Genomic DNA, 12,129 nt, shown 5'->3' with positions numbered 1-12,129 from the left:
GCAACGAGCGGGATCACGATGAGCCAGTCCGAAATCGAAGCGTCACATGAAGCGCCGCACCGCATGAGCGACTTCGACATCGAGTTGAAGCTGCTGCTGGAGGCAATCTACCTCAAGTATCAGCACGACTTCCGGCACTATGCGATGTCGTCGCTGCGGCGGCGTCTGTCGCAGGCGCTCGACGAATTCAGGCTCACCACGCTGTCGCAATTGCAGGACCGCATCATGCGCAACGGCGACGCGTTCTCGCGGCTGTTCCAGTACCTGACGGTGCAGGTCAGCGACATGTTTCGCGATCCCGCGTATTTCCTCGCGCTGCGGGAGCACGTGCTGCCGCGGCTGCGCACCTATCCGTCGATCAAGGTGTGGGTGGCCGGTTGCAGCACGGGCGAGGAACTGTGGTCGCTGAAAATCCTGTTCGACGAAGAAGACCTGACCGAGCGTACGCTCTTCTACGCGACCGACATCAGCCCGGATGCGCTCGCGCGCGCCGAGTCCGGCATCTATGCGCTCGACCGCATCCAGGGTTTCACGCAGAACTATCTGGCGGCCGGCGGCAAGCGTTCGCTGTCGGACTACTATCATGCTGCGTATGGCGGCGCGCGGTTTTCGGGTTCGCTCAAGGAGCGCGTCGTGTTCGCCGATCACAGCCTGTCCACCGACGAAGTGTTTCTCGAAGCGCATCTGGTGTCGTGCCGCAACGTGCTGATCTATTTCGACCGCGGCTTGCAGGATCGCGCGCTGGGTCTGTTCGAAAACGCGCTGGTGCGGCGCGGTTTTCTCGGTCTGGGCAGCAAGGAAAGCCTGCGCTTTTCCCGTCATGCCGAAGCGTTCACCGAGTTCCGCCCGAGTGAACGCATTTATCAGAAGCGCTGACACGCACGCTCGTCATGGCACGCTCAACGGTCACGTCACCCGCCAGTTCCCAGCCGGACGCCGCAGCGGCGCGCGGCTACGATCTCGTCGTGATCGGCGGCTCGGCGGGCGGCATCGAAGTGCTGAACCTACTGCTCGGCGCGTTGCCCGAGCGCTTTGCGTCGGCCGTGATGATCGTCACGCATTTGCCGCCCGATTCGCCGAGCTACCTGGTGCATGCGTTCACGCATCGCTGCGCGTTGCCGGTGATCGAGCCCGATGCGGGCGAGCGGATCATGCCGGGCCGCGTGCACGTCGCGCCGCCCGGCTATCACATGCTGGTGGAAGTGGACCGCACCGTCGCGTTGTCGACCGACGCCGCCGTGCGTTTCTCGCGGCCCTCGATCGACGTGCTGTTCGAGTCGGCGGCCGTCGTGTACGGCGAGCGCCTGCTGGCAATCCTGCTGTCCGGCGCCAACGACGACGGCGCGCAAGGACTCGCGCAGGTGCGCGCGTTCGGCGGCACCGCGTGGGTGCAAGCGCCGGACACCGCCGGTTCGCCGGAAATGCCGCGCGCCGCGATCGAACGCGGCGCGGCCGACTCCATTTACAATCCCGAAACCATGGCCCGGCGGCTCGCCGCATTGCCGGCCTCTCTCTGACCCGATGCCATGACGAATCCACCTGTGAACATCCTGATCGTCGACGACATCGTCCACAACATCACGGCGCTCGAAGCGCTGCTGACGCGCCCGGATGTCGCCGTGCTGGTGGCCGATTCCGGCACCGCCGCGCTCGACCTGCTGCTCAAGCACGAAGTCGCGCTGGCGATTCTCGACGTCAACATGCCGGGCATGAACGGCTTCGAACTCGCCGCGCTGATGCGCGGCAGCCCGCGCACCTCGCACGTGCCGATCATCTTCCTGACCGCGACCGCGCAGGATGCGTCGCGCACCTTTCGCGGCTATGAAGCCGGCGCGGTCGACTTCCTGTACAAGCCGTTCGATCCGCGCATTCTGCAATCGAAGGTCGATGTGTTCGTGCAGCTCGAACAGCAGAAACGCCAGCTCGCCGCGCAACTCGTGACCACGCGCCAGATGCTGGAAGCCAACGAGATGCTGATGGCGGTGCTGAGTCACGATCTGCGCACGCCGCTCGGCGCGGTGCTGGCTTCGGCGGAATATCTGATGCGCACGGCCGCCGACGAACAGTCGGCCACGGTGGCCGCGCGCGTGAAGAACAGTTCGCTGCGCATGGCGCGCATGGTCGATCAGTTGCTCAACCTGGCGCGTTTGCAGGGCGGCCGTCTGCCGTTGCAGCCGCGCTCGATCGAGCTTGCGACGCTGTGCCGCTCCGTGATCGACGAGTTCGCGTCGCAGAAGAGCGGCCGGCGCATCGTGTTCGACAGCCGTGGCAACACGGCGGGTGCGTGGGACACGGATCTGGTCTGGCAGGCCGTGTCGAATCTGATCAGCAACGCGCTGCATCATGGCGCGCCAGGTGGCGATATCGGCGTCGAGGTGGATGGCGATGCGGTCGAATCCGTGCGCCTGAAGGTCTCCAATCACGGCACGATTCCGGCCGAGGTGTTTCCGCATCTGTTCAAGGCTTTCGGCCCGAACAACGGCGGGGCGCGCTCGCGCGAAGGCCTGGGGCTCGGCTTGCATATCGTGCAGGAGATCGCGCGGATGCATGGCGGCAACGTGAGCGTCGAGTCCAGTGAGCCGGCGGGGACCGCGTTCACGATCGAATTGCCGAGGATGGTTACGTTGCAGCGCGGCTCGTTCACGCGCAAGTAGACGCGCAAGCAGAGGCGCCGCGTGAAAAGGAGCTTGCCGGTCGTGCTGTGCTACGCTTGCCGCAACCGAATCCACGCAACGCGAATCCCATCATGCGTTCCTGGCGCATCGCTCCACCGCAACGAAGCGGGCAGATCAGCACCGCGTGCGCGACCGACCTCGTCATGTCGATCTCGCATCCCGACGCCGACGCGCTCGCCGCGAGCATTCTGAAAACCGTCGGCGCCGCGCTGCCCGTCTCGCAGTGCGCCATCTTCGCGTACGAATTCGACGCGCGGCCGCGCACCGTGTCGGCCGCTGACCATCGCGGCGGCCGCTTTCTGCGTGATGTCGCCGACCGTTACGCGACGCACTTTTATGCACTCGACGGCAACCGCGCGATCATCGGCCGCGCGCCGCGCACGCAGGCTCGCGATGCGCTGATGCTGCATCAGCAGCGCAGCGAAGAGATCGCAAACGAAGCCTATCGCACGGCCTGCTACGCGCAGCCCAATGTGTCCGACCGACTGTCGCTGCTGGTTCAACCGATGGACAGCGTGTGGTTGTCGATCAATCTGTATCGCGACAGTGCGTACGGCGTGTTTGCGCCGGGCGAGCTGGAGCATGTCGAAAGTCTCGCCCATCTGTTCGCGCATGCGGCGAAAAGCCACTACATGCTTAACGGGCAACATCAGCAAGATCCGGCCGCCGCGATGCTGGCGCGCGTTCGGCGCACGTGCCCGGCGCTCACGCCGCGTGAGCTCGATGTGCTGCGCGGCACGCTCGAAGGCGCGAGCGCTATTGAGATCGCCGTGCAGATGGGCGTCAAGCCCGCTAGCGTGGTCACGTATCAGAAGCGCGCTTATGCGCGGCTCGGCATCTCCAGCCAGCGGCAGTTGTTCGCGCTTTGCTTGCAGCCCGAGCGGGGCTGATTCAGTCAGCCTGGAGCCATTCGTCTTGTTGCGCTGACGCTGCGCTTTTCCCGCGCTGTGTCTCGCACGCGCTATGCGTGTTTTGCCCGCGTCTCGGCCTGGGTCTCGCGATCCCAGCGTTTCAGCCACGGCATCAGGAAGTCCGCGAAACCATCCGCGGGCGGCGACAGCGCGCGTTCGGTGGAGCGGTACACACAGACCTTGCGGATCGTTTCCGGATCGACGATGCGCTTCATCACCAGCCCGAACGTGCGCGCCAGTGGCGCGACGTAGGCCGGCGCGAGCGTCACGGCCAGCCCTTGCGACGCGAGCCCGAATGCGGTGGTGACGTTGTCCACCACGTTCACCGGAATGATGCGCGCCTCCACCGGCAGATTGGCGAGCATTTGCCCGACCGCGCGCTCGTGGTCGCGGCCGGTGGCGATGATCGGCACGTCGCGCAAATGCTGCCATTGCACGCGGCGCCGCGCGCCCAGCGGATGCGTGGCTGCGCACCACATCACCCACGGGCTCGCAAACGCCGGATCGCAGCGCACGCGCGTGCCGCATTGCCGGTCCGGCCCGACCGCGAGATCCACGTCGCCGCTTTCGACGCGCTCCACCAGTTGCTCGACCACGGTGTCGCAAATGCGCACGACCACCTTCGGCTTGTCGCGCGCATATTCGGCAATCGCCGCGGGCAGCGCGGTGGCCGCCAGCACCAGCGGCGCGCCCACCCGCACGATGCCGGCGGCGCGGTTGCGGATGTCGTCGGCGGATTGCGCGGCGGCGCGCACGTGGCGCAGCACCGATTCGGCCGACGACAGAAAATCCTGCCCCGCGCTCGACAGATTGACGCGCCGCGTGGTCCGGTCGAACAGGCGGAAGCCGAGTTCCGTTTCCAGCTCGGCCAGCAACTGGCTGACCGCCGACGGGGTCAGCCCGAGCCGTTCGGCCGCCGCGCCGATGCTATGCAGATCGACGATGGCGAGGAACGCTTCGAACTGGCGGATGGTGGTGCGGGCGAGTGGCATCAGGCGATTCTAAAGAAAAACTTACGAATCGTGAAAAATCGATTGATTGTGCGCGGCGGCCGCATGACCGACACTCGCTCGATCGACGCACATGCGGATTCCCGCTTAGACTTCCGAATTCTCCTGTCGTCCGCGGCCCGGCTTTCAAGGTTTAACGCCGGCTTGCGGCCAGGCCACAGCGACGCACCTTCGGCGCCGCATTCGAGGACCTATCATGTTCGACCATATTCCCGCCTACCCAGGCGACCCGATTCTGAGCCTGAACGAAGATTTCCAACTGGACCCCCGGCCGAACAAGGTCAATCTGAGCATCGGCATCTATTTCGACGACGCCGGCAAGCTGCCGGTGATGGACGCCGTACGTCGCGCCGAAACCGCGCTGCTCGACTCGATCGGCCCGCGTTCCTATCTGCCGATGGCGGGCCTGCCGCTGTATCGCGAGATGGCGCAGGCGCTGGTGTTCGGCGCGCAGAGCGAGGCGCGCGCCGCGGGGCGGGTCGCGACGCTGCAGACCATCGGCGGCTCGGGCGCGCTGAAGGTCGGCGCCGACTTTCTGAAGCGCTATTTTCCTGGTTCGCAAATCTGGATCAGCGACCCGAGCTGGGAAAACCATCGCGTGGTGTTCGAAGGCGCGGGGCTGACCGTCAACACCTATCCGTACTACGACGAGCAGACAGGCGGCTTGCGCTTCGCCGACATGATCGAGACGATCGACCGCTTGCCCGAACGCAGCGTCGTGCTGCTGCACGCGTGCTGCCACAATCCGACCGGCGTCGATCTGAGCCCGGCGCAATGGGCGGAACTGGTGCCGGTATTGCAGCGCCGCAAGCTGATAGCGTTCGTCGACATGGCCTACCAGGGTTTCGGCGCGGGCCTCGAAGAAGACGCCGCGTGCGTGCGTTTGCTCGCCGACGCGGGTGTGCCGTTGATCGCGGCGAACTCGTTCTCGAAGAATTTCTCGCTGTACGGCGAGCGTTGCGGCGCGTTGAGCGTCGTGTGCAAAAGCGCGGAAGAGGCGGGCCGCGTGCTTGGGCAATTGATGTCGACGGTACGCGCCAACTATAGCAATCCGCCCACGCACGGCGCGCGCCTCGTGGCCAATGTGCTCGCCGATGCGTCGTTGCGCGCGTCATGGGAAGCCGAACTCGCCGGCATGCGCGAGCGGATTCTGGCGATGCGCGGCACGATCCACGCGGGACTCGCGGGCCGTGTCGATGAAGTGATGCGCGCGCGTTACGTTGCGCAGCGCGGCATGTTCACCTATACGGGCCTGACCGAGAGCCAGGTGGAGCGTCTGCGCAGCGAATACGCGGTGTACGTATTGCGTTCGGGCCGCATGTGCGTGGCGGGGCTGAACGAACGCAACGCCGGTTATGTGGCGTCGTCGATCGCGGCGGTGGTGTCGGGCGCATAACGGCGACTGCCCGCACCGGCACAACGATAACCATGGAGACCCTGATGACGACCGTTGAAACGCAACCGGCGAGCGCGCCGAAGATCCCCGTCATGCATCCGGACGAATGGCAGGCGCGCGTGCAACTGGCCGCGTGCTATCGCATCTTCGACATGCTCGGCTGGACCGAGATGATCTACAACCACATCACGTTGCGGGTGCCCGCGAGCGTAAGCGGCGGGCAGCGGCAGTTCCTGATCAATCCGTTCGGCCTGCACTATAGCGAGGTGACGGCGAGCAATCTGGTGAAGATCGATGCGCATGGGCGCGTGCTCGACAGCTCGCCGTATCCGGTGAACCCGGCCGGGTTTGTGGTACATGCGGCGATTCACGAAGGTTTGCCCGACGCGCACTGCGTGATGCACACGCACACCACGGCGGGCGTCGCGGTGGCGTGTCTGGAAGACGGTCTGCAGCAGACCAACTTCTATAGCGCGCAGTTGCACGAGCGCATCGCGTATCACGACTTCGAGGGCATCACCGTGCATGCGGAAGAAGGTCCGCGCCTCGTCGAACATATCGGCGACAAGCAGGCGGTGATCTTGCGCAACCACGGCCTGCTTGCGTGGGGCCGCACGTTGCCGCAAACTTTCGCGATTCTGTGGACGCTCAATCGCGCGTGCGAAATCCAGATGGCGACGTTTGCGATGGGCCGCGCGCGGCCGGTGCCGGAAGAGGTGGCGATGCGCTGCTCGCGCGACGCGTTGCAGTTCGATCCGCGGCACGGCGCGGGGCAGGATGTGTTCGACGCGCTGGTGCGGCGGGTGGATCGGATCGACGCGAGTTACAAGGATTGACACACGAATTAACGCAAGGATCGAAGCGATGAAAGTTGTTATCTACGGCGCAGGCGCGATCGGTGGCTGGATGGGTGTGAAGCTCGCGCAGGCGGGCCACGAAGTCGGCGTGGTGGCGCGCGGCGCGACGCTCAGCGCGTTGCGCGAGCAGGGCTTGCGTCTGATCGAAGGCGGACTCACGCATGCCGTGAAGGTCGAAGCAAGCGACCAACCGGCGGACCTCGGCGCTCAGGATCTCGTCGTGGTCGCCGTCAAGGGCCCGGCGATGGCGTCGGTAGCCGCCCAGATCGTGCCGCTATTGGGCCCGCAAACCATCGTGCTGACGGCGATGAACGGCGTGCCGTGGTGGTTCTGCGACGGCCTCGGCCGCGACTTCGCGGGCCAGCGTCTGAAGTCGATCGACCCCGACGGCGCAATCGCCGCGGCGATCCCGAGCGAGCGGACGGTGGGTTGCGTGGTGCATGCGAGCTGCCTCGTCGAAGCGCCGGGTGTGATCCGGCATCATCAGGGCAATGGGCTGATCATCGGCGAAGCGTCGGGGCGCGCGAGCGAGCGCGTCGAAGCGCTCGCCGCCACGCTTGTCGCCGCGGGCTTCAACGCGACGATGTCCGCACAGATTCAGCGCGACGTCTGGTACAAGCTGTGGGGCAACATGACCATGAATCCGGTCAGCGCGATCACCGGCGCGACGACCGACCGGATTCTCGGCGACGAACTGGTGCGCGGCTTCGTCACGAGCATCATGCTGGAGGCCAAGGAAATCGGCGCGCGTTTCGGCATTCCGATCGACCAGGCGCCGGCGGATCGTCACGCGGTCACGCTCAAGCTGGGCGCGATGAAAACCTCGATGTTGCAGGACGTGCAGGCGGGCAAGGCGGTCGAACTCGACGCATTGGTGGGTGCGGTGCGGGAGCTGGGGCAATTGACCCACGTGCCGACGCCGTACACGGACGGGTTGCTCGGTCTCGCGCGGCTGCATGCGAGCACGTTGGGTCTGTATCCGGGGCAGTGACGCTTCACACATGAACGAAAGGCCGTCGCGCGTTGATCGCGCGGCGGCTTTTTGCTTCGCTTTCTACTTCTTAAGCAGCCACTGCCGACACGGCCGGCAGCTTCGCCGCGTCGATCAGCGACAACGCGCGCTGCGGGTCGTCGAGTTCGGTCAGGCACAGCAGCGCGAGGCGCGCCAGATAGAGCGGCGCCTGCGCTTCGCCTTCGGCCGTGAGGGTTTTGCACAGCGTCGTGTAGACGAGGTCGAGATCGCTATCGGTCATGATGGAGTCCTTCTGCGTTAGATCGTCAACGTTGCGGTCAATGCGCGCTGCGCCGCCGCCGCACTGCCCTTGCGCCAGCGCGCGAGCACATGGCCGTCGGGGCGGATCAGATAGACGGTGCCGGGCGTCGCGTCGAGTATGTCGTGCAGATGGCCGGTTGAGTCGATCGCATATGCAGGTACCGTGCATGGCGTGTCGCTCTTGACCAGCGTGACTGCTTTGAACGGAATGCGTTGTTCGGCGAGCGTGCGTTGCAGTTGCTGCCACGCGTCGTCGTGCTCTGCATCCGCGCCGAAGCGCAGCGCGGTGAAGCAAGGTCCGAGCAGATCGGTAAGATGAATAGCGGCACTCGCGCCGTCGTTTCCGGGTTGGAGTAGCCGGCATTCCGGCAGCACCGCACCGGGGGCGGGGCCTTTGCTGAAGGCGTCGGCGTTGCCCTCTGTGTCGCTCGCGGCATCGCCTGCCGCCTCGTTCAGCGGCGACCGAACATACGCGATCGCATGCGTTTGCCTTGGATTGATCAGCGGCCGCACGGCCGCGTGTTGCTCCGCGAGACCGAGCACGGCCGTGCGCATCAGGTCGAACGCGAACGACGGCGGCGCCATGAACTCGGTGCTCTTCATTCCATAGCTCAGGTTCTCGCGCGCCGCGAACACCCGCTCGTCGCTATAGCTGTCGAGCAGGCGCGGCGTCGCGATGCCGTTGACCACGCAGCCGAGTTTCCAGCCCAGATTGTCCGCGTCGTCGATACCGGAGTTGGCGCCGCGCACGCCGAAGATCGGCACGAGATGCGCGGCGTCGCCCGCGAACAGCACCGAGCCGTGCCGGTAGCGGTCGAGCGTCAACGCATTGGCCTTGTAGACGGTGATCCAGATCGGCGACCACGCGCCCGTTTCGCCCATCGAGTCGAGCACGCTTTGCACACGCGGCATCACGTTCTCGGGCTTGACGGCCGCTTCCGGGTCTTCGTCGTCGCGCAGCTGATAGTCGATGCGCCACACGTTGTCCGGCTGCTTGTGCACGAGCACCGTCGAGCCGGGATTGGACGGCGGATCGAAATAGGCGAGGCGTTCGGTGGCGCGCGCGCTGTCCAGTTCGATATCGACGATCACGTAGCGGCCCTCGTAGGTAGTGCCGGTGAGCTTGAGGCCGAGCGCGTCGCGAACCACGCTGCGCCCGCCATCGCACGCGACGACCCAGGCGGCCCGCATTTGCCATGCGGTGTCGTTGGTGGCGTCGGCGCCCCCTGTGCTCACCGTGCGCAGCGCGAGCGTGGCGCCGCCTTCGGGCAACTGTTCGATGCCGGTCACGCGGGTTTGCCAGCGTACCTCGACCAGATCGGCGCGACGTTCGATCTCATCGAGCAGCAACTGCTCGATCTGGTATTGCGCGATGTTGATCATCGGCGGCAGCGACTGCTCGTCGTCCTGGTGCATCGCGAAGCGGAACACTTCGGCATCGCGGTAGAAGCTGCGGCCCCCGGTCCACGGCAGGCCTTTTTTCAGGAAGCCCTCGACCACGCCGATGCGCTTGAAAATCTCCAGGCTGCGCCGCGAGATGCAGATCGCGCGGCTGCCGGCGCATACGCTGTCGTCAGCTTCGATTAGCACCGAGCGCACGCCCTGGCGCGCGAGCGCGAGCGCGACGGTCATGCCGACCGGCCCGCCACCGACGATCGCCACGGGTCTCGTCACCGGATCGTGGCCGTCGACGAGCGGCGGCACCTCGCCCGCGTAGTGGCGCGGCGAAAAGGGATAGGGTTTGAAGGGGCGGCTCATGCGTGTCTCCTGGTCTTCGATGCTTGTGGATCGCCCGCCGGGGCTGGTTGGCTCTGCGAAGGCGGTGCGAATCGTCAGCGAAGTATGCAGGAGGGCGCGCGAGGCGCTGTCCTCATTTTGGGTACAACGCTTGCCTCGCTAACACGCGCCCGCGGCAAATGCGCTACGACGAAACGCGTACGAAAAAAAACCGCGAGGCACTCACGCGCCCAGCGGCTTCATTCATTCGTCCGTTCAATCACGGGCGTGCAAAGACCCGCGTCACTCCGCCCCGGCCACATGCGAAGGCTGACGCACATGCTGCACGCTCGCCGCCGCCTGGCATTCCTCGATCATCGCGCGGAAGGTCGGCGACGCGTGCGACGCGCCGGTCGCCCCCAACTCCGTGCCGCTTTCCGGCAAGCCGCCGACACCCACCACCAGCGTCGCGCGCGGCCGCCATTCGCGCGTGCGCCGCAGCATGTTGCGCAGATACGGCGGCGATTCCGGTGCGTCGAGCGAGACGATGCAGATGATCGGCGCGTCCTTGAAGCTCGGCTCGTCGGCGCGCGCGCTGCGATAGCCGGAGTGCGTCGCCATCATCGGCGCGAGACCCTGGCGCCCGAGCAATTGCACGGCGATCGCGGTCGTCACTTCGTCGAAAGCGCCGCGTCCGGGCACGCACAGCACGGACGTCCGCTCTGTTTCGTGAGCGTCCTGCGGCTGGGTCGAAAAGGCGTGGTCGTGGCGCTCCGACAGATCCGCCGACGCCGACGCCAGCAGCGCGCCGGCGCTCTCTGCCGGTTCGGCGCGCGACAGACGATCCGGCAAGCCGTCGGCGATTTCGAGGTTCTCGACGATATCGACCAGCGACTCGTTGATCCGCTGCAACTGGTCCGGCATCAGCACGCCGCGCGTTGCGTCGTTGCGGGCAAGCTTGAGGCCTTCCAGCGCGACGTTGTCGTAGTAGTCGATCAGCGACATCTCGCGCAGCAGGCGCTCGGCCTGCACGATCGCTTCGTGCGGATCGTCCGCGAGCAGCCGCTGATAGAAGTTTTGCGCGGGGGTGAGCGCGGGCTGGTCGCCGAGCAGCACGGTAAGAAAGTTCAGCCGGTCGGCGTAGCGCCCGAGCGTGACGACGCACAACGTGAGCGGCGTCGACAGCACGAGGCCGATCGGCCCCCACAGCCAGCTCCAGAAGATTGCCGCGACCACCACCGCGAGCGGCGACAGACCCGAGCGATGACCGTACAGGAACGGCTCGGCAATCTGCCCGGCCACCACGTCGACGACGATGAACAGGATCAGCGTGTAGACCGCCATCGTCCATTGCGGCTGGATCGCGGCGGCGAGGAACACCGCGAGGATCGCCGCGATCCAGATGCCGATGTACGGCACGAAGCGCAGCAGCGCGGCGATCACGCCGAACAGCAGCGCGCCCGGCACGCCGATGATCGCGAGGCCGATCGCGATGATGCCGCCCGCGCTGAGGTTCACGCCCAGCTGCGCGACGAAGTAGCGGCTTAGCCGCACGGCGGCATCGTTGATCGCGGTGGTGGTGCGGTGCAGATCGCGCGAGCCGAACAGGCTGATCAGGCGGTCCCGCAGATCCTCGCGTTGCAGAAGAATGAAGATCGTCACCACCAGCACGATGAAGGTGGTCTCGATCGGCGCGATGGCCGGCGACAGCGCGCGCTGCGCGAGCTGCATCGGCGTGGGCGACGGCTCGTGAACCTCGACCGGTTGCGGCACGGCGGGCGCGTTGCGCGCGGCGCGCCCGGTCGGGCGCGGCGGATTCGGCTTGGACGGCGCAACCCGTTGCAAGGTCGCGGCGGCGCGGCTCATCAGCGAGTCGGCGCGGCCCACGGTCTTTTCCTGAACCGTTTCGATCTTCTGCTCGATCGCCGCCTGATACTGCGGCAGGTCGCCTGCCAGTTGCACCAGTTGCGCACCGATCAGCGCGCCGAGCGCGAGCAGCGAAGCGAGCGCGAACAGCACGGCGATGAAGATCGACGGCAGTTGTCCCATGTGCAAGCGCCGCAGCATCTGCACGAGCGGCGCGAGCAGGAAGCTCAGCAGCACCGAGAGCGTGATGGGGATCAGTACCTCGCGGGCGAAGTAGAGCCCGCACACCACCACGACGCCGGTGATCACCGATGCAAGACCATGCAGACTGGGTGTGCCTGGCGGGTAAACGCGGTTCGGCCGCCCGGACGGCGGTAACGATATTTTCATGAACACACTTTCCGATTGAGAAGCGCTGTCGTTCG

11 protein-coding genes are annotated in these 12,129 nt (G+C 66.0%); 7 read left to right on the top strand and 4 right to left on the bottom strand.

Translation table 11 applies throughout. The annotated features are described in order from the left end of the window. The first annotated feature begins 18 nt into the window (after nt 1–18). The 4 genes from P0D89_RS14705 to P0D89_RS14690 all read left to right on the top strand — a co-directional run bounded on the left by P0D89_RS14705 (nt 19) and on the right by P0D89_RS14690 (nt 3,565). Nucleotides 19–876, top strand: coding sequence for a CheR family methyltransferase (locus tag P0D89_RS14705; RefSeq protein ID WP_408376837.1), 858 nt, complete (start codon nt 19–21; stop codon nt 874–876). A gap of 14 nt (nt 877–890) precedes the next feature. Then, nucleotides 891–1,517 carry a chemotaxis protein CheB gene (locus tag P0D89_RS14700; RefSeq protein WP_408376835.1) on the top strand — a complete coding sequence of 209 codons (627 nt, stop codon included), beginning with the start codon at nt 891–893 and terminating at the stop codon, nt 1,515–1,517. 9 nt (nt 1,518–1,526) lie between these two features. Beyond that, nucleotides 1,527–2,654 carry a hybrid sensor histidine kinase/response regulator gene (locus P0D89_RS14695; RefSeq protein WP_408357736.1) on the top strand — a complete coding sequence of 376 codons (1,128 nt, stop codon included), beginning with the start codon at nt 1,527–1,529 and terminating at the stop codon, nt 2,652–2,654. Nucleotides 2,655–2,746: 92 nt separating this feature from the next. Continuing rightward, nucleotides 2,747–3,565 (top strand): helix-turn-helix transcriptional regulator, encoded by an 819-nt coding sequence (locus P0D89_RS14690; RefSeq protein ID WP_408376833.1) that lies wholly within the window; start codon nt 2,747–2,749, stop codon nt 3,563–3,565. A 71-nt stretch (nt 3,566–3,636) separates the two neighbouring features. On the opposite strand, the gene P0D89_RS14685 is transcribed toward P0D89_RS14690, so the two are convergent. Then, nucleotides 3,637–4,578, bottom strand: coding sequence for a LysR family transcriptional regulator (locus tag P0D89_RS14685; RefSeq protein ID WP_408376831.1), 942 nt, complete (start codon nt 4,576–4,578; stop codon nt 3,637–3,639). Nucleotides 4,579–4,792: 214 nt separating this feature from the next. Here P0D89_RS14685 and P0D89_RS14680 point away from each other — a divergent pair, with 214 nt between their 5' ends. The 3 genes from P0D89_RS14680 to P0D89_RS14670 are packed head-to-tail and all read left to right on the top strand — an operon-like array spanning nt 4,793 to nt 7,840. Beyond that, nucleotides 4,793–5,992, top strand: a complete 1,200-nt coding sequence (locus P0D89_RS14680) for an amino acid aminotransferase (RefSeq protein WP_408376829.1) — start codon at nt 4,793–4,795, stop codon at nt 5,990–5,992. A gap of 44 nt (nt 5,993–6,036) precedes the next feature. Next, nucleotides 6,037–6,828, top strand: coding sequence for a class II aldolase/adducin family protein (locus P0D89_RS14675; RefSeq protein WP_408357740.1), 792 nt, complete (start codon nt 6,037–6,039; stop codon nt 6,826–6,828). A 28-nt stretch (nt 6,829–6,856) separates the two neighbouring features. Continuing rightward, nucleotides 6,857–7,840, top strand: coding sequence for a 2-dehydropantoate 2-reductase (locus P0D89_RS14670; protein ID WP_408376827.1), 984 nt, complete (start codon nt 6,857–6,859; stop codon nt 7,838–7,840). 70 nt (nt 7,841–7,910) lie between these two features. Here P0D89_RS14670 and P0D89_RS14665 read toward each other — a convergent pair whose 3' ends face one another. The 3 genes from P0D89_RS14665 to P0D89_RS14655 all read right to left on the bottom strand — a co-directional run bounded on the left by P0D89_RS14665 (nt 7,911) and on the right by P0D89_RS14655 (nt 12,094). Then, a complete protein-coding gene (locus P0D89_RS14665) occupies nt 7,911–8,102 on the bottom strand; it encodes a hypothetical protein (protein WP_367837090.1) in 192 nt (63 codons plus the stop codon). 17 nt (nt 8,103–8,119) lie between these two features. Beyond that, on the bottom strand, nt 8,120–9,880 hold the full coding sequence (locus P0D89_RS14660) for an FAD-dependent oxidoreductase (protein ID WP_408376825.1): 1,761 nt from the start codon (nt 9,878–9,880) through the stop codon (nt 8,120–8,122). Nucleotides 9,881–10,141: 261 nt separating this feature from the next. Continuing rightward, on the bottom strand, nt 10,142–12,094 hold the full coding sequence (locus tag P0D89_RS14655; RefSeq protein WP_408376823.1) for an AI-2E family transporter: 1,953 nt from the start codon (nt 12,092–12,094) through the stop codon (nt 10,142–10,144). Nucleotides 12,095–12,129: the final 35 nt, after the last annotated feature.

Source organism: Paraburkholderia sp. RL18-085-BIA-A, from assembly GCF_046027075.1.
Classification (GTDB): Bacteria; Pseudomonadota; Gammaproteobacteria; order Burkholderiales; family Burkholderiaceae; genus Paraburkholderia.
The sequence above is the reverse complement of the archived record's forward strand: the minus strand, read 5'-3'. Positions and strand labels throughout refer to the sequence as shown.

Excerpts from the sequence above, each read along its gene's own strand:
- P0D89_RS14670 (WP_408376827.1), top strand. The coding sequence starts at position 6,857 with ATGAAAGTTGTTATCTACGGCGCAGGCGCGATCGGTGGCTGGATGGGT.
- P0D89_RS14680 (WP_408376829.1), top strand. The coding sequence starts at position 4,793 with ATGTTCGACCATATTCCCGCCTACCCAGGCGACCCGATTCTGAGCCTG.
- P0D89_RS14685 (WP_408376831.1), bottom strand. The coding sequence starts at position 4,578 with ATGCCACTCGCCCGCACCACCATCCGCCAGTTCGAAGCGTTCCTCGCC.
- P0D89_RS14655 (WP_408376823.1), bottom strand. The coding sequence starts at position 12,094 with ATGAAAATATCGTTACCGCCGTCCGGGCGGCCGAACCGCGTTTACCCG.
- P0D89_RS14705 (WP_408376837.1), top strand. The coding sequence starts at position 19 with ATGAGCCAGTCCGAAATCGAAGCGTCACATGAAGCGCCGCACCGCATG.
- P0D89_RS14675 (WP_408357740.1), top strand. The coding sequence starts at position 6,037 with ATGACGACCGTTGAAACGCAACCGGCGAGCGCGCCGAAGATCCCCGTC.
- P0D89_RS14665 (WP_367837090.1), bottom strand. The coding sequence starts at position 8,102 with ATGACCGATAGCGATCTCGACCTCGTCTACACGACGCTGTGCAAAACC.
- P0D89_RS14695 (WP_408357736.1), top strand. The coding sequence starts at position 1,527 with ATGACGAATCCACCTGTGAACATCCTGATCGTCGACGACATCGTCCAC.
- P0D89_RS14700 (WP_408376835.1), top strand. The coding sequence starts at position 891 with ATGGCACGCTCAACGGTCACGTCACCCGCCAGTTCCCAGCCGGACGCC.
- P0D89_RS14660 (WP_408376825.1), bottom strand. The coding sequence starts at position 9,880 with ATGAGCCGCCCCTTCAAACCCTATCCCTTTTCGCCGCGCCACTACGCG.
- P0D89_RS14690 (WP_408376833.1), top strand. The coding sequence starts at position 2,747 with ATGCGTTCCTGGCGCATCGCTCCACCGCAACGAAGCGGGCAGATCAGC.